We start from the raw sequence: 17,957 nt of genomic DNA, 5'->3' as shown, positions 1-17,957 counted from the left end.
AGCCTAAGAGCTTTGCCTTTTCAACTGCCCATAATATAAATCACTGTAAAAGCCTTTATGAGCCAGCAGTTCATCATGGGAGCCTTGCTCATCCAGACGACCGTCCTTCAAGACCAGAATCCGGTCAGCCTGACGAATGGTATTCAGTCTGTGCGCGATGACAAAGCTTGTTCGCCCTTGCATAAGCCGCTCCAGTCCTTCTTGTATTTTCATCTCGGTAATCGTGTCGATGCTGCTAGTTGCCTCGTCGAGAACAAGAATGGAAGGGTTGGCCAAAATAGCGCGGGCAATAGCCAGCAGTTGTTTTTGTCCTTGGCTGATGCCGCTGCCGTTAGCTTCCAGCACCTTATCGTATCCGTCCTTCATCCGCATGATAAAGGAATGGGCATTCGCCAGCTTCGATGCTTCCTCTACCTCTTCATCAGTGGCATCTAGCCTGCCGAAGCGGATATTTTCCCGAATTGTTCCCTGAAACAGGAAGGAATCCTGTAGCACAAACGCCATACGGGAGCGCAAGCTTTCACGCTGTATGGTCGTAATGTCGCGCCCGTCCAGCGTGATCATTCCCTTGTCGGGACTGTAAAAACGGGATATTAGCTGAATCAGCGTTGTTTTTCCCGCCCCGGTCGGACCGACCAATGCGATCATTTCGCCGGGTTTGGCTGCAAAGGAAATGCCTTCTAACGTATCGCTCCCTTCATCATAGCCAAAGGAAACATCGGTAAACCGAACTGCGCCCTCGACCTCCTCCAGCTCCACTGCGCCGTGCTCGTCCTTGGACTCCTCATCCTCATCCAGTATTTCAAATACGCGCTCAGCTCCAGCAATAGCGGACAGCAGGGTATTCCACTGGTTAGCCAGATCGTTCAGCGGCCTGGTGAACTGGCGGGCATACTCTACAAAGATGATGATCGTCCCGATGGTAATAGAACCGTGAATGGCCAAAATCCCGCCGATTCCTGCCACAATGGCAAAGCTGAGATTGTTCAGGCCGTTCATCAGCTTGGGGATAAAACCGGAAATCGTTTGTGCCCAGAAGCCCGACAGACGGATACGGTCATTACGTTCACCAAAGCCGCGAATAACCCTCTTTTCCTGTGAAAATGCTTTGATAATTTGCTGCCCGGACAGCGTTTCCTCGATATATCCGTTCAGTTCGCCCAGGTTCTTCTGCCGTTCCTTATATAAAGGTCCTGTACGGCGCGTAATCCAGCGCATCCCGACTGCCATCAGCGGCACCACGATAAAGGTCAGCAGTGTCATCAGCGGACTCAGCCACAGCATGACTGTGAGTGTACCCACCAGCGTCAATACGCTCGAAAAAATCTGAATGGCTGAGCTATTCAGCGTAGAACTGACATTTTCGATATCATTGGTCAATCGACTCATGATCTCTCCCTGCTGATGTTTACCATAAAAAGGGATCGGCAAGCGATGCAAATGCGAAAACAGGTCAAAACGCATCCGGTACACGGTCTCTTGAGCGATCTCAATCATCCAGATATTTTGCAGCCAAGAGGTCAGCGAATTAAGCAAATATACAGCCCCCAGCCCAATAAGAAAATAAATCCATGTGCGTCCGCCCGGACCTTCGAGAAAATCATCCACCGCTACGCCGACCAAATACGGACCCAGCAAGGCCAGCCCGGAGCTGAGCAGTACCATGAACAGCACCAGCATCAGCTTGGCCTTGCGGCGGGCCAGATAAGCCCATATCCTGCCCAGCGTGCCAGACCAGTTCTTGGCCTTGGCTTTGCGGCGTCCCTCTGCTCCTGCCGGGTTGCACAGCACACCGGACGGCGGTGTAGGCTGACGGAACGGATCAATGAGTTCCTTGAACATGCGACCCCTCCTTTCCGTATTGTGATTCATAGATGCGTCGATACAGCTCCGAACTGTCCATTAAATGATCATGACTTCCACTCGCGATCAGACGGCCTTCATCCAGCAGTAAAATCTGATCTGCCGATGCCGTTGAGCTGATCTTCTGCGTAATAAGAAAGGTCGTGCAGGACAAGCCTTCCAGCGCCTCCAACAAAGCCGCCTCTGTCCGCACATCCAGCGCACTGGTGCTGTCGTCCAAAATAAGCACCGCCGGATGGCGCACCAGTGCGCGAGCAATAGATAGCCGTTGCTTCTGCCCACCGGACAGATTCACACCGCGCTGTCCCAGCATGGTGTCATAGCCTTGCGGCAAGCGCTCAATCATATCGTGAATTTGCGCCATACGAGCTGCTTCCTGAATTTGCTCCAGACTGGCATCCTCCAGCCCCCAAGCGATATTTTCCCGAATCGAGCCTGTGAAAAGAAGCACCTCCTGTGGCACGTAGCCAATGGCCTCACGCAGTATGGAAGTGTCCAGTTCGCGCGCGTCCTTACCGTCAAAGCGCACACAGCCCTCATCTTCTTCATACAAACGCGTAATGAGCTGCACAAGTGAGGATTTACCCGACCCAGTGGCCCCCATAATAGCGATGCGCTCACCCGGTCGAGCCATAAAGGAAATATCCTTTAGCACCGCGAGCTCGCTGCCCGGATAATGAAAGCTCAACCGATCCAATTCCACCTGTCCCTCAATTCGCGTGTTATGTGTTGGAATAGGCTCCCGTTCTCCATGGTCTTCGTTATGTGTCTCCAGTACCTCACGAATCCGCGCCGTGGAAGCGGTCGCCCGGGAAAACACGACAACAATCCCCGACAAGGCAGACAAGGCTCCAATCGTCCGCAGTGAATAATTGACGACAGCGACCACCTGTCCCACACTGGCATCTCCGGTTGCAATCTGCCCCCGTCCGAACCAAAGCACGGCGATAATCCCCGCATTCATGGTAAACAAAATGAACGGCATCGTCGTTTCTGTCCAGCGCAAAGCGGAAACCGTCCCTTTCATCAATTCGCCCCCATAGTGGGCAAAACGCTCAATTTCATGCCGCATCCGCACAAAAACCCGAATGAGCCGGATACCTGTCAGGTTCTCCTGAATCACCCCGTTAACGTCATCCAAACGACGCTGGACGCCTTTAAACAAAGTGACGGTTCGCCGCATCATCACCAACACAAACACGAATAGCACCGGGGCCATAACCGCCAGCAACAGTCCAAGTCTGAAATGCACGACCAGCGCCATCACGATGCTGCCAATCACCACCAGCGGCACCCGTGTCATAAACCGCAAGCTCATAAACACCGTATCCTGCACCTGTGTAACGTCCCCCGTCAAACGCGTAATCAGCGATGAGGTAGCAAAACGTTTAAACACCGGATAGGAAAAGGATTGTACCTTATGATACAGCTTCTCCCGCAAATCATAACCAAAGCCCTGACTGGCATGAGAAGCAAAAAAGGAACTGGAAATCCCCGCTATAAAAGCAATAATGGCGCTTCCCACCAGCACACCGCCCCATAGCCAGACGACGGACAAATCCTGCTTACGGATGCCCTCATCAATAATTTTGGAGATCAAATACGGCTGCGACAATTCCACCGTCAGCTCCAGCAGCATCATCACGAGCGCCGCGATGGCTGGAACCCGATATTTTTTTAGAAAAGAGAACATCATCCCCACAAACATTCCTCCAATTGCTCGACAGCCATCCTTCCAGATCAGCATGTGATCGTCATAACTATTCAGCCTGCCATATTACAATATATACACACTTTACACAGCACTATATTGTATTATACCCCTCTGAACGACTTCGTTTAACCAGCAAATTCGAGACTTCAGTTGTAGCCATAAAAGATATGTAAAAAAACAGTAGAACAAATAAACCTCCATTGGCGTTGGAGGCTATTATGAAAGAAAGCGTTCCTGTCACTGTCACACTTACCAGACAGGAACGCTTTTTCGGTTATTTCGGCAGCTCTGCCGAATAATAATGCAGCCAGCGCTTTAAGTCCACGCTGTGGATGACCCGCTTGGGGTCTTCACCGACTAGGCGAAGCCGCTCCAGCAGGAATTTGATCTCATCGGAGCCTGCCTCGATTCCCTCCTGCTCCAGCATATACTGAACTGCACTTCTGCCCGAATGCTTGCCGAGCACGAACGAATGGTCAGTGCCCAGTTCGGTCGGATCAAGGGCCTGATAGGCGGTACGCTCCTTCAGCAGACCATTGATATGTATGCCGGACTCATGGGCGAATACCATGTCTCCCACAATTGGTTTGCCTTCGGGAATGATTCGGTTGGAGGCTTTGGATACCAGTACAGCCAGCGGATTCAGCTGTTCAGGGCGGACGCTGCAGATTCCTTGATACAAGTCCCTCCACGACATCACGACCTCCTCCAACGCCGTGTTGCCTGCCCTTTCCCCAAGGCCCGAAACGGTGGTGCTGGCCCAGACCGCTCCTGCCTGCAAAGCTGCCAGAGTATTGGCAAGCGCCAGGCCATAATCATTATGGCAGTGAATCTCAAGCTCCACATCCTGTGGCACACGCGATACAAGCCTGTCTATACGGGCAGCTATGGCAGCGGGATGGTGAACGGACAGCGTATCGGCATATCTAAACCGCCGGACGCCATCCCTGTAGAGCTGATTCGCCAGCTGCTCCAGGAACAGGTCATCTGCCCTTGAAGCATCCTCAAAGCCTACAGAAACTGTCAATCCTTTACACAGACCATAATCGACAGACTTGCGGATCAGCTCTGTCACCAGCCCAGGAGTCATACCCAGCTTGGCCTTCATCTGCACTGTCGATACGGGAACCGAAATATGGGCCCAGCTGACACCCGTCGATTCCGCTGCATCAATATCCGAGAACACTGCGCGATTCCAGGTCATTAGCTTCATCTGAAGTCCGAGAGCGGCAATCCTGGCAATAGACCTGCACTCTGCCTTCCCCATTGCCGGAATTCCGATCTCAGCCTGCTCCACCCCCGCCAGATCCAGCATGATGGCAATTTCTGCTTTCTCCTCGGCCGAAAAGGCAACGCCCGGAGCCTGTTCTCCGTCACGAAGCGTCGTATCACAAATGTGCAACTGATTCATCTGTATCCCCTCCTGTTCCGCAGCACGGACAACGCGGGTTACGCCTGACCGCTATGTTACAGCTGCTCATATCCAGCACATTCATACGGTACATGCGGTCAGAGAACAGATTGCCCGCATCTGTAATCCATTTGACCGCTTCCAGTGCGGCCATGCAGCCAATCAAGCCGGAGGTGGCTCCCAGGACCGGGAATCCCAGAGGCTCCCAAGGCTGCCCTCCTTCCGGGTAGAGGCATTCCAGGCATGCCGTCTTGCCGGGGACAATGGTCATCAGCGATACTTCATAGCCATACATGGCGGCTTCTATCATCGGTCTGTCATATCGAACACATAGCCTGTTCAGAGAATATCTTTCCGGAAAGTCATACCGTGCATCAATCACAATATCTGCCGCTTCCACCCATGGTCCGGAGGATTCTTCCGTGATTCTGTGGGCGTGGCCCTCAAGCTCGATCTCCGGATTGATACGATGCAAATGCAGCAATGCCGTCTCCATCCGTTCCTCGCCGATTCGTCCGCTGTCCATCAGTACCTGCCGGTTCATATCGGGCAGATGAATTACGCCCTCATGGGCCAATATCAGCTTTCCCACTCCGGCAGCGGCCAGGTACATGGCCGCTGTCCCTCCCAATCCTCCGATGCCTGCGACCATGACAGTGGCCTGCTTTAGTTTGTTCTGACCTTCCATTCCCAGCAGCTTCAACTGACGTCCGTATCTGCTGTCTTCCAGCAGCTGCACCATTCGTCCATCCCCTCCATGTGCGGCTCCCGTCTTTAAGATATCCGTTCCGCATGATCTTGACTCCATATACCGTTGCTCTTCCTTACAGAAGGCTCATGATTCGACTTTGCCGCTGCCTTCCTCAGCATGCAGGATCTTGGCAAGCCACATGGGCGGATTGCGAGCCAGCATATTCTGGAGACGCCGGACCTGCTCCTCAATGGAGCTGCCGTAGGCTACCTTTACAGGCATAATGGTCCGTTTGGTAACCTGTGCAGCGGCCGAAGCGCCGATCTGTACCAGGAAGATCAGGGCACAGTCCTCGATCAGGCTAATTCGGCTGGCGATTTTGCCCGCTTCGTTCTCATCGCTGCCCGGGGCTAACTGCCGATGCTCCAGAAACTGGACGCCTGAGAGCCGAATTTCGAAAACAGTGAACATGGGACTCTGCCCAAAATGAGCATTCACAAGCACCCCGTCTTCCGTCGCAAATGCAACCTTCATCCTCCCTTCCCCCTCTCGGCAAGCAATACATTGCCCACCTTGTTCACCCACTCCATGGTTCCACGGTATCCGACGCTTACGGATGTATGAGCGCCCAGCTCGTCATACACCGGCAAGCCTGCCGGTATGAATGAGGCGCCGGCCCGTGCCGCTCCCTTTCTTCCATGCGAATTGCTGATCCACAAATCCACGCCCTGCGCGCTCTCCTCTGCATCATCCAGATCACCGATCCAGACTTCCCGTTCTGTCTTCAGCAGCGCGGGCGTGCTACAGGGTGTAATTAGCCGCTTCAGTTCCACTCCCATCTCCTCCAGCCAGGCTGCGGTCGACAGCATATGATCCGGTTCAAGCGCCACTACAGCCGAAGCACCGGAATAATAGAAATGGGCATCCAGCATGCTGTCCAACAGATTTTCACGCTGCCAGCGGAAACGGACGGGGGCTGGCTCGCGGCTGATCTTCTGCAGGAAATGTATGAACGCATCGCTCGCAGCCAAGCCAGACAGACCATCGAACAAGTGATAGGGAATGCCTGCGGCATGAGTCAGCCTGCGTGCCGGACGCTCCATGCTTGCACCAATGGCAATAGTGCAGGAAGACTCCAGCATCTGGCAGGCTGAATCCAGTGGAGTTCCCCCTCTTGTCAAAGGGGAAAAGCCTGTCAGCAGATGCCCGGACAAGGAAGTGGAGATATCGGGGAGCGAAATAACCTCCAGGCCAAAGGAAGCGATAATATCCTTGATTTCCATGACATCTCCGGCAGTCAGATAAGAAGCCGGCAGCAGATTGACCTGCGTCCGGCGCCGTTTTTTGGGAGACTTGCCTCTGGCTAATCCGAGTACGGCATCCATTAGCGACTCTACTGTACTGCTGTAGCCCGTCTCCAGTGAACCGTGAAAATCAGGCAGAGATACAGAAAACAGCAGACTGTCCTTCAATGCCCGTTCTCGCTTGAACGCCTTTACCCTGGATTGAAAATCAACGCCTGCTACCTCGGTGAGGGCCGTGCTGATAACGCCGATGACATCCGGATGGTGCTTGGACCAGATATGATCCAGCGCCTCCTCCAGGTTCCGGTCTGCGTCAAATATAACGTCCATCTCTTGCAGCGCAGAGGTCTGAACGGCGATCGGCTCTCGAAAATGGCGGGTCAGCAGCGCCTTGGAGAAGGCAGAGCAGCCCTGAGCGCCGTGCAGCAAAGGCATTGAGCGATACATCCCCTGCAGAGCCAGCACGCCGCCCAAAGGCTGTCCTACCTTGAGCGGGTTGACACTGACAGGCTTCGTGGCGGATTTAATCGGCAAATTCCGTCTCCTCCTCCCATGGAGCCAATTTGGCGGCTAGCCCCCATACTGGATGCTGCAGCGTATGCACAAGCTGTTTCGCCAGGGACAACAGCCCGTCATAGCCCGCATAGGCCTTGTGCCGCTCCTGATTGATGTCCACAAAAGGAACCTGTTCCTTAAGCGCCATATACATGTTCCGGCCCCCGGCAATGACCATGTCGGCCTTGCGGCTCCGTACAGTCTTGAGAATCTGGCGGGCGCCACCTTCCGGGATGTATTCCGCATCATCCCCGATACGGGCAGCAATCCGGGATACATCCTCGGCAGTGCTCTTGTTCGTGCCTACACCAACTACCTTAATGCCCAGCTCCTGCAAAGCCGTAATGACAGACCAGCTCTTCACACCTCCAGTATAGAGCACTGCCCGCTTTCCTTTCAGCTGCTTGCGGTAGGGCTCCAGCTCCAGCGAGAGCCTCATTTCCTCCCGTGCGGCCAGCTTATCCACCCGTCGCTCCACATCTCGATCTCCGGTCAGGTAAGCCATCTGCCGCAAGGAATAACTCGTTTCCCTGGCCCCATAAAATGAACCTTCAAAATAAGGAATGCTGTATTTACGCTCCATTTGCACCGCCAGACCCAGCAAAGCCCGGCTGCATACGACCATATTGACCTTGGCACGGTGCGCCCAGCCCACCTCACGGAATCGGCCGTCCCCGGTAATTCGGGACAGGATACTCATTCCTGTCTGCTGCATCAGCCGCTCGATATGCCACATCTCGCCCGCTATATTGTATTCCCCGATGAGATTGACATCATGGGAGGTTGTCTGTTCCGGCTCGGTGGTGCCGATAACTTGCTGGAACAGTACATCTCCAGCCAGCCGGGTCCCGAGATTCTTGCTACCCACAAATCCCGGGCTGTTCACTGGAATGATCGGCGTACCCAGCCGCTCCGATTCAGCCTTGCAGACCCCCTCGATATCTTCACCGGTGAGGGCTGTGACGCATGTTGTATAGACGAACACAGCCGGAGGTGCAAAACGGCTGACAATGTAGCGAATTGATTCATGCAGCTTCTGTTCACCGCCAAAAATAATGTCCTGTTCCCCAAGATCCGTAGTGAAGCCATACGCCGACAGCTCCGGACCGCTGGACAGGCTGCCTCTGCTCTCCCAGCTATTGCCGAGACACGCAATCGGTCCATGCACCAAATGAGCCGCATCTGCAATGGGGATCAGTGTAATCTGGGCCCCGTCAAAGGAGCAGCCACCCGAAGCCTCCCCCGGCACAGGCCGGGGACAGGGCGTGCTTTTGGGAATTTTGTTGCCGCAGGATACCTCCAGCCTTCCGTTAGACACAGCCGCCTCCATCAGCACAACCCCCTTATTTCAGATAGAATCCATTGTCACAAGTCCAGCAACCAACTTCCATCTACGCGGTACAGCGGTTAGCGTACCAGATCAAAGCTGTGATCCGGAGCCTGCTCCTCCATGACATCCAGTATGGTATTCACAAATTGGGTAAGCAGATTCAGCGCACCCTGATAGCCGATAATCGGATAACGATGCAGATGATGCCTGTCGAAGATCGGGAAGCCCACACGCAGCAACGGAATGTTCGCCTCTTTGGCCGCAAACTTCAGATGAGAGCTGCCAATAGCCAGGTCCACCGGGTCCTCGAACAGCAGTGAACGCATATGCCACAAATCCTGACCGCAATGCACCGTTGCTTCTGTACCGTAGGGGCTGGACTTCAGCAGAAGCTCTGCTTCCTTTTCAAATTTCCGGTCCCCATTGGAGCAGACAATGTGCACAGGCTCCATGCCCAGCTCCAGACAAAAGCCAATCAGGCCGATGAGCATATCCGGGTCTCCCGCCATAGCCACTCGTTTGCCGTGCAGATAAGTATGCGAATCCATCATGGCGTCCAGAATTCGGGCGCGCTCCTGCTTCAATGCCTCGGGGATTTCGATTCCGGACAGACGGCTGATCTCTTCAAGCAAGCGATCTGTAGCGCGGATGCCCAGCGGCGTAGAGATGGAGGACAACTGTTGCCCCCAGGTTCGCTTTATATATCCTAATGTTTTACGAAGAGAGTGCTGCTGGATCGCCAACGTACCGGCAGCATCTGCGGCTTTGGGTACATCCTCAAGCGGCGTTCCTCCGTAATAGTAGCTGTACTCCCCAGTAGCGCCTGAATCAAAATTACTGCTGTGGTCGCCCAGAATGGTATACGGTACGCCAAACAATTCCAGTATGCGCCGCATTTCTGCAAAATTGCCCGTATACCCCTCAAACCCGAGCAGCACATTCAGCTTCAATTCATGACCTGGCTGCGGCGTCCGGCCTGACTTGTTATACAGTGTCTCCAGTACAGAGCGCAGCATGGCATCATAGCCTGTAATGTGTGAACCAGAAAAGCTGGGGGTATTGGCAAAAGGAACCGGCATATCCTCGGGAAGGGCTCCCTCCTGACGGGCATTGGCCAGGAAGGCAGACAGATCATCCCCGATCACCTCTGCCATACAGGTCGTGCATACCGCAATCATCTGCGGCTGATACAAGGCAATGCAGTTCTCTATCCCGTCAATCAGGTTGCGCATGCCGCCGAATACGGCGGCATCCTCGGTCATCGAGGTGGATACGGCAGGAACAGGCTCTTTGAAGTGGCGGGCAAGATGGCTGCGGAAATAGGCCGTACAGCCCTGTGAGCCATGAATGAACGGGAGCGTTTTTTCAAAGCCCAGCGCAGCCATGACCGCTCCCAGCGGCTGACAAGCCTTGGCCGGGTTCACGACTACGGCTGTACGGGCGAAATTCTTGTCCTTGTATTCCGTGGTCTTGGTGTACTCCAGGGTGGAAGTAACCTCCTCCGGCGAGCAAGGGGCCTCGAAGGCTCGTTTCCCCTCACGCTGGCGTACATACTTTTCCTGCCGAAACAGCTGATTGTGATCGACAATATTCAGGCGCTCGCTCATACCGACACCTCCACAGTCTGCCGGGACGGCAGCAGGCTCCATACTGGACTGTTGATGGTCATATCCATATCACGTGCAAAAATCTTGAAGCCGTCAAAGCCATGATAAGGCCCGCTGTAATCCCAGGAGTGCATTTGGCGGAAGGGAATGCCCATTTTGTGATATACATATTTCTCCTTGACTCCGGCACCCATCAAGTCAATATTCAGCCGCTGGGCCAATTCCTCTAATTCATAGGCCGTTGGATCATCGTACAGAATGGTGCCCTCTTTTACATCGGGAAACGTCTTTTCGTAATCATCCTTATGGGCAAATTCATAGCCTGTAGCCACAATTTCCATACCCAGATCCTCATAGGCACCGATGGTATGCCTTGCCCGCAGCCCGCCAATCAAAAGCATCACCTTTTTGCCTTCCAGCCGGGGGCGATATTTACGGATGACCGCTTCCATCTGCGGCATATATTGGGCGATGACCTGCTCACATTTCTCCTGAATCGTCTCATCAAAGCGGGCGGCAATCGCCCTTAGACTCTCCACCGTCTTGGTCGGGCCAAAGAAGTTATATTCCATCCAGGGAATTCCGTATTCCTGTTCCATCGTTGCGCACATATAATTCATGGAGCGATGACAATGGATCAGGTTGAGCTTGGATTTATGGGCAATCCCCAGCTCATTGATCGTACCGTCACCTGACCACTGCGCTATAACCCGCAGTCCCATTTCCTCCAGCAGAATACGTGAGGCCCAGGCATCACCGCCGATATTGTAGTCCCCAATAATGGAGACATCATAAGGCCCGCACTCCTCCAGCTCCCGGCGACCCATCAGAAAATCGCGGATAGCATCATTGGCAATGTGATGGCCCAGAGACTGACTCACTCCGCGAAAGCCCTCACAGCGCACAGGAATGACCGGAATGCCCAGCTCCCCTGTCATCTTCTTGGCCACAGCCCCGATATCATCACCAATTAGTCCAACTGGACATTCGGATTGCACGGAGATACCTTTGGCCAGCGGGAACATCTCCTTAATTTCCCTGCAGATCACCTCCAGCTTCTTATCTCCGCCGAACACAATATCCTTTTCCTGAAAGTTGCTTGTAATCTGCATAGCGGTAAAATTATTGATTCCCAATGTCCCATTCGCATAATTGCGTCGGGTGCCCCAGCTGTATTGTCCGCAGCCGATGGGACCATGGCTAATGTGCACCATGTCTTTAATCGGGCCCCATACCACGCCCTTGGACCCTGCATAAGCGCAGCCCCTCGCCGTCATGACGCCAGGCCGTGATTTCATGTTGGACTTGATGGAACAGGTTCCGCAGTTCACAAGCTCCTCATCTGCAATCTCAAAATGCTCGGTCCTGTCATTCTTTAACTTTTGGGGATATACCTCCAGTATCTCCTCTACGACCTGCTTTCCCTTATCCACAATACTGCTCATTGGCCTATTCCTCCCTCCTGCGAGCTGTACGTTCAGTCCCCCCATCATCACACGATGGTTCTGTCATTAAGCCTCCTGGCTGCGGTCTACTGCCCCGACGCCTCTGCTTTGTTAATTGCGGTCTCTTCATCCTCAATAATGCCGAATTCCATTAACAGATCCTCCAGCTCTTCCATGGTAATGGGAGTGGGAACCGTTAGCTTATCGTTATTCAAAATTTTACCTGCCAGTTCTTCATACTCCGCAGCCTGCTCATGGCCAGGGTTGTATTGGGTAACGGTCATACGTCGCAGCTCAGCGTGCTGCACAACATTGTCACGCGGCAAAAAGTGGATCATCTGCGTGTTCAGTCTTCTCGCAAGCTCTGTAATCAATTCCGCTTCCCTGTCCGTATTCCGGCTGTTGCAGATTAAGCCGCCCAAACGCACCCCGCCGCTGTTGGCGTACTTCAATATCCCACGCGCAATATTGTTGGCAGCGTACATAGCCATCATCTCGCCTGAGCATACAATGTAGATTTCCTGAGCCTTCTTCTCCCGGATCGGCATGGCGAAGCCCCCGCACACGACGTCGCCCAGTACATCGTAGGACACGAAATCCAGCCCTTCGTAGGCCCCCTCTTCCTCCAGAAAATTAATGGCCGTGATGATGCCGCGCCCTGCACAGCCGACACCGGGCTCTGGCCCGCCGCATTCCACATTCAGAATGTCACCGAAGCCCTTCTGGACAACATCCTCCAGCTCCAAATCCTCCACCGTGCCCCTTTCAGCCGCCAGATGCAGTACTGTCTGTTGGGCCTTCGTATTCAGAATAAGACGGGTGGAGTCTGCCTTGGGATCACAGCCTACGATCATAATTTTTTGTTTGAATTTAGTCGCGAGCTGAGCCAGTGTATTCTGCGAGGTTGTCGATTTGCCGATACCGCCCTTACCGTAAAACGCGATTTGTCTCATATCTTCTCAGCCTCCAAAATGTTCAATGGGTGAATCCGAATGAATGCCCTTAGCTTTCTTGTTACGCTTACTTCCCTTATTGCTCTGCACAGGATACATATAACGCAGAAATTTTACATATTCCAGAACGGATTCCTCAATATCCCCGCCGCATACAATAGGCAGCACGCCAGCTTCCTGCAGTGCCTCTTTGGGGGCTTCGCCTATGCCGGACGACAGCAGCAATGCACAGTCATGCACCATGGAGAGGATCTCCTTTATCGTCTCGACCTTGTCCCCATTGCAATCGGCTTTCCCGTGACAGTAGGATTGCACCTTGCGGATGCCTACGAAATTTACAATGGTCCCGTCGCTTTCATAGATCATGAACTCCTTGGCACGGCCGAAATGCTGATTCACCTTCCCTCCGCCACGGCTGGCCACGGCGATCAGGACCGGCTTTGAGGCATATCTTGCTTCAGGCTGATCTCCCGATAACGGACAGCTGCAGCCAGCCCCGGTTGACGATTGTTTGCGGTCCGATTGTCCCTCCTTGCGTTCCATTCTCACGCTCACCTTCTCATCCAGTTCTTTCTGGAATTGTGCCCTTGCCCCTTCATCCATGGGAGGAGCAGCCGCTATGTTCTCCCATGTAAAATCCTGATTGCGATCTTCGCCCAGCAGTCCGATCGCATCCGCCCTGCACTGACGACAATGGCGCATAATGACGGCTCCCGCGTCAGCACATTGCTCCTGCAGCTGACGGACCAGACGGGGACGGGGTGCCCGCATCCCTTCCTGCTCATACCGACTGCCGGGAGCGATGATGAGCGGCATAATGTTGTGAAGCACCGCGCCGTGCTCCTTGACCACTCTGGCTACCTCCGGCAGATGGGCATCATTGACTTCGGGAATCAGCACCGAGTTCACCTTGCACAATACGCCTCTGGAAGCCAGCATCTTCAAGCCTGCCAGCTGGCGGTCAATTAACAGCCGTGCGGCCTCCTCTCCTGCATAGCGTTTTCCTTCGTCGTAGACCCATCCATAAATGCGGCTCCCCACCACTGGATCTACAGCATTGATCGTGATTGTGACATGCGAAATGCCCAACTCTACAATCCTGTCGACATGCCTGATCAAAGTAAGACCATTCGTACTGAGACAGAATATGACATCCTTAACTGTCTCACGGACCCGGCGAAAGGTATCAAAGGTTGCGTCCGCATTGGCCAGCGGATCTCCAGGTCCCGCAATGCCGACAACGGACAGCTGCATGAGCTGTGCCGCTACGCCATAGGTCTTGCGCGCCGCCTGTTCCGGCGTGAGCAGTTCACTGACAACGCCGGGACGGCTTTCATTGACGCAATCGAATTTGCGGTTGCAATAATGGCACTGAATATTGCATGCCGGGGCTACCGGAAGATGAATGCGCGCAAAATAGCGATGTGCCTCTTCGTTATAACAGGGATGTCGTCTGAGGGTTTCTAATGCTAAGGGGGTCTCCGAGAGATCAGCTAAAGAGTCCATTCATTCCCTCCTCTCCACGTTATATTCCCTTACACAAAACTCTTGTTTTGTCTGGAATATAATTACATCTTAGAGACATAGACAAATCCAGTCAATTCGCTTCTCCATGAAATCTCTGACATTTGTCCTCATTTCACATATGTGTCAATTTTTGCGTTAGGTAAAATGTCACACTCATAACATGTGTGCGGTTACATTTCATATTCTCAATAACACCAAGACATAAAAAAGAGAGCCCGTACATACGGCTCTCCTTTTGAAATAAGAAATTCAAATTTGCTCGACCCTTACATGTTGATAAAATGCCTGCCCTCCAAATACATTCACACCAACATGCCCCTCAGTAAATGCAGCATCTTCCAGGTCGATGACCTGCTCACCGTCTACGTCAATGCGAATGCGCAGGCCCTCCGCCACAATTCTAATATGATGAAACATTTCCGGTAGAACGAATCTTGGAACCTTGGCAAGCACCTGCTGCTCCTCGAATTGGCCATCTTTTTTATAGAACAGACGGATGGATTTCATATTGGGGTCCAAATTCAGGTAATAGCCACTTGATCCGTCAGCATTGGCGCGGAAGAGCATAGAGCCGGCACTTCCATTTCCATGCAGCTTCACATCTGCCTCATACGTGAAATCTTTCGCTTCCTCACTAGCCATGTAATTCGCATCCATGATATGGCTTCCGCGTATCCCATCCGCTGTCACGATCCACCGCGATGCGGGAACATCCGGCTTCCAACCTGTAAGGTTGGTATGAAACACCCCACCGTGCACCTTAACGAAGGTATTGCCGCGTACCTTATCCTCCGAATCGGAAGCCGTAACAATAGCTTCTCCCGGGGCAACCGCCTCCATTAGTGCACTCCCCTCCTCGGACGCGGTGATCTTTACAATTCCAGGATTACTGGAGGCCCAAATCAGCAAGTTTCCTTTTTCTCCAGACTTATCTTCCGTACTCGCGTACAGACGCTTGGACTGCTCCCTCGCAAGCTCCACATAAGTGTGATCCATGATCACCCTGGAAGACGAAGCATCTGATAGCCTCCAGCTGTTCCGTAAGGCATAAACATGAAGAGAAACAACTTTGACCTCACCACCCTGGGTGTAAAATCCCATTCCTCTTCGCGCCGAATCAGGCAAAATAATCTCCGAAAATACGACTTCTCCATGATTACAAAACACCTCAACCGAGGATTCGTCCACAAATATACGCATTGTGATTCGATTTCCGACGGGTGCAAGTGATGCTTCATGAAGCGTTGAAAACAGAGTAGAGAAATCGGTAAGTCCTGAATCAGCACGGTTTACAAACATTTGTTGTACATCTGTTTTATAGCCGACCACTGTTCTTTGATCTCCGCCGCTCCGCAGGTGGAACCCCAATTCCATAGCGGCTCCAACATAAGGCAGTTCGAACTCCGCTTCAATCTCACAGGGACCTGCGTTTAAACCCTCCAGTATATTCGAAGAAGATTCCGTGACACTATGATTCTCTATTGAAAATAAAGTGGAACGCAGCGAAGTTAGCTCAGACACGGGATGCTGTACGAGACGAATACCTTCGCAGGTTGTTTTTAGCGATAACTCTCTCGGGATGCTAAACTGCCCCTTCCAAGGAGAAGTCGGAAAGCTGAACGGATAGTCCCAATTCGCCATCCATGCCAGCATGATACGCCGCCCATTGGGTACATTCGAGAAGGACATAGAGGCATAGAATTCTTTGCCCCAATCGGTTCTCAACACCTTCCCCGAAGGAAGATCATTTTGAAATTTGCCATCCAACGTCAGTTCACCGATAAAATATTCCGCATCCGAGCCTTGAGTGTTTGGGCTGGCTCCAGTGCTGATCATCAGCACCCATTTTGAGGTACTTCCATCGTCTACCGGAAGCCGGAATAGATCTGGGCACTCCCATACCCCGCCACGTATATAATCACCATAGCCAAAGTTATCCGTCCAGCTCCAATCTAATAGGTTGGCGGAGGTAAAAAAACGGATATGATCCCCTCCCGACACGACCATAACCCAGCGCTGATGGGCTTCATCCCACACCACTTTAGGATCACGAAAGTCCCAATTGCCGGGATCGCTTTCACTTTGGCCCGGGTTCTCTATTACAATTGGGTGGTCTTTCGGGTATTGCCATGTGCGCCCCCGGTCTGTGCTGTAAGCAAGGCCGATTCTCTGGTTTCCCTTGAACTGATCGGGATTGAAGGAAGTGTAATAAGCAATCAGCCCTTTCCCGCCATAGTCGCCGAACAAGCCGGAAGTATTGGTTAGATCAACTACAGCCGAGCCGGACCAGATATGACCGAGATCATTCCACTTCAATGCAAACGGAAGCCTTTTCCAATCCAGCAAATCCGGACTGACTGCATGTGCCCATTGTCCACCATCCTGATGGAACAGGTGATACTCTCCTTCGAAATAAACCAATCCGTTCGGATCGCTTGCCGAACCTCTGGCAGGGGAATAATGATACTGCGGACGATATTTTTCTGTATAGTAATTTGAGACAGAGGTAAGGTAGAGATCCTGAAAATAAGCGGTTCCCCCAGTCCCTTTCAAGCCTATAAAGCCGTTGGTATAGCTGCTATCCATGATATCAATTGCCGCAGGAGTGTACCCATCTACAAACACGCGAATCCGCTCTTTATATGCGTTGATCTCCAAACTGTGTTTGCCGCCCGTTGTATTCGGATACGTCTGCGCTGAACTTGTAACCAACGTTCCGTCCGCCTTCATTAATTGTATGCGAACCTGATTCCCTTCGTCTTGTACAGAAGCAACATACCCCTCTGTCCCCTCCTGATTCCCTCTGAAAAATAGTCCTGCTTTCATCCCCGGTTCAGTGGGATTCAGCATCACACTACCTTCCAGCACCAGGTCAGCAGCTGCGGAGCCGTATATTTTCAACGCATCTTCTGCATTTATTCCCTCAGCCCTTTGCCCCCGCAGGTCAGGATGCCATTTTCCACGGATCAGGAGCGGTTCGCCTGCATTCGTATCCATATCACTGACCTGAATGTTCTGAAATAATGCCGACCCATTCCAGACATTCAGCCCCAAATATCCTGATGAATAAGTCGTATCGACCACATCTATAATCGGGCTGTATCCTTCATTCCAGTACACTTTAAAATGGAAGCCTTCTACGCTCACCTTGAGATGATAAATATCTCCTTTTTCTAATTCTACCTGACGTTCCTCTTTCAGCCTTCCGATATCCCCAGCAGCATCCCGTAGCCGCAACAATCCGGCAGACGGCACGATTTGGAGCATATAGCAAAACCTCACGTCCTCACTGGAACGGAATACTAGCGTGGCATCCGCCTGTGTATCTGTGACCATCACATCCGCTTCAAAACTAAAATCCTCCGACATTGTCCCAGACATAGCCATCACATTTTCCTGCGGCTCCGATCTTAGCAAAAGTCCCTGGATATTATCCTCCATATGCCCCTGTCCTTTAATCTGCCAATCGGTCAGGTTCGTTCGCATGTTTGTGAGCTCCACCCTCATCGCCAGCCTCCTACCTTCCAGTACGGATTAACACTGCGCTTCCATTACAT

General features: G+C 52.6%; 12 protein-coding genes. All 12 read right to left on the bottom strand.

Going from position 1 to position 17,957, the window contains the following annotated elements; genetic code table 11:
* Window positions 1-3 precede the first annotated feature (3 nt).
* The 12 genes from HPL003_RS12910 to HPL003_RS12855 all read right to left on the bottom strand — a co-directional run bounded on the left by HPL003_RS12910 (window position 4) and on the right by HPL003_RS12855 (window position 17,907).
* A complete protein-coding gene (locus tag HPL003_RS12910; RefSeq protein WP_014280105.1) occupies window positions 4-1,842 on the bottom strand; it encodes an ABC transporter ATP-binding protein in 1,839 nt (612 codons plus the stop codon).
* On the bottom strand, window positions 1,823-3,559 hold the full coding sequence (locus tag HPL003_RS12905; RefSeq protein ID WP_081473788.1) for an ABC transporter ATP-binding protein: 1,737 nt from the start codon (window positions 3,557-3,559) through the stop codon (window positions 1,823-1,825). The genes HPL003_RS12910 and HPL003_RS12905 overlap by 20 nt, the downstream gene beginning before the upstream one ends.
* Window positions 3,560-3,851: 292 nt before the next feature.
* Window positions 3,852-4,988, bottom strand: coding sequence for a homocitrate synthase/isopropylmalate synthase family protein (locus tag HPL003_RS12900; RefSeq protein WP_014280103.1), 1,137 nt, complete (start codon window positions 4,986-4,988; stop codon window positions 3,852-3,854).
* Window positions 4,966-5,796, bottom strand: a complete 831-nt coding sequence (locus HPL003_RS12895) for a HesA/MoeB/ThiF family protein (protein ID WP_238533476.1) — start codon at window positions 5,794-5,796, stop codon at window positions 4,966-4,968. The genes HPL003_RS12900 and HPL003_RS12895 overlap by 23 nt, the downstream gene beginning before the upstream one ends.
* A gap of 27 nt (window positions 5,797-5,823) precedes the next feature.
* Entirely contained in the window at window positions 5,824-6,213 is a 390-nt protein-coding gene (locus tag HPL003_RS12890) for a NifB/NifX family molybdenum-iron cluster-binding protein (protein WP_014280101.1), read from the bottom strand.
* Window positions 6,210-7,517: a nitrogenase iron-molybdenum cofactor biosynthesis protein NifN gene (gene nifN / locus HPL003_RS12885; protein ID WP_014280100.1), complete on the bottom strand. Its 1,308-nt coding sequence runs from the start codon at window positions 7,515-7,517 to the stop codon at window positions 6,210-6,212. The genes HPL003_RS12890 and nifN overlap by 4 nt, the downstream gene beginning before the upstream one ends.
* Complete coding sequence (nifE, locus tag HPL003_RS12880) at window positions 7,507-8,868, bottom strand: nitrogenase iron-molybdenum cofactor biosynthesis protein NifE (RefSeq protein ID WP_014280099.1); 1,362 nt, start codon at window positions 8,866-8,868, stop codon at window positions 7,507-7,509. Before nifE ends, nifN begins: the two co-directional genes overlap by 11 nt.
* Before the next feature lie 77 nt (window positions 8,869-8,945).
* Window positions 8,946-10,475 (bottom strand): nitrogenase molybdenum-iron protein subunit beta, encoded by a 1,530-nt coding sequence (nifK, locus tag HPL003_RS12875; RefSeq protein ID WP_014280098.1) that lies wholly within the window; start codon window positions 10,473-10,475, stop codon window positions 8,946-8,948.
* The gene (nifD, locus tag HPL003_RS12870; RefSeq protein WP_014280097.1) at window positions 10,472-11,920 is read right to left on the bottom strand and encodes a nitrogenase molybdenum-iron protein alpha chain; all 1,449 of its coding nucleotides are present in this window, start codon (window positions 11,918-11,920) and stop codon (window positions 10,472-10,474) included. The genes nifK and nifD overlap by 4 nt, the downstream gene beginning before the upstream one ends.
* An 86-nt stretch (window positions 11,921-12,006) precedes the next feature.
* Entirely contained in the window at window positions 12,007-12,873 is an 867-nt protein-coding gene (gene nifH, locus HPL003_RS12865) for a nitrogenase iron protein (RefSeq protein WP_014280096.1), read from the bottom strand.
* Between the two features lie 6 nt (window positions 12,874-12,879).
* Window positions 12,880-14,379 carry a nitrogenase cofactor biosynthesis protein NifB gene (gene nifB, locus HPL003_RS12860; protein ID WP_014280095.1) on the bottom strand — a complete coding sequence of 500 codons (1,500 nt, stop codon included), beginning with the start codon at window positions 14,377-14,379 and terminating at the stop codon, window positions 12,880-12,882.
* Window positions 14,380-14,649: 270 nt separating this feature from the next.
* On the bottom strand, window positions 14,650-17,907 hold the full coding sequence (locus HPL003_RS12855; RefSeq protein ID WP_014280094.1) for a glycoside hydrolase family 32 protein: 3,258 nt from the start codon (window positions 17,905-17,907) through the stop codon (window positions 14,650-14,652).
* Window positions 17,908-17,957: the final 50 nt, after the last annotated feature.

Source organism: Paenibacillus terrae HPL-003, assembly GCF_000235585.1.
In the GTDB taxonomy this organism is placed as follows: domain Bacteria; phylum Bacillota; class Bacilli; order Paenibacillales; family Paenibacillaceae; genus Paenibacillus; species Paenibacillus terrae_B.
Note: the sequence above shows the minus strand (reverse complement) of the source record. Positions and strands in the feature narration are given on the sequence as shown.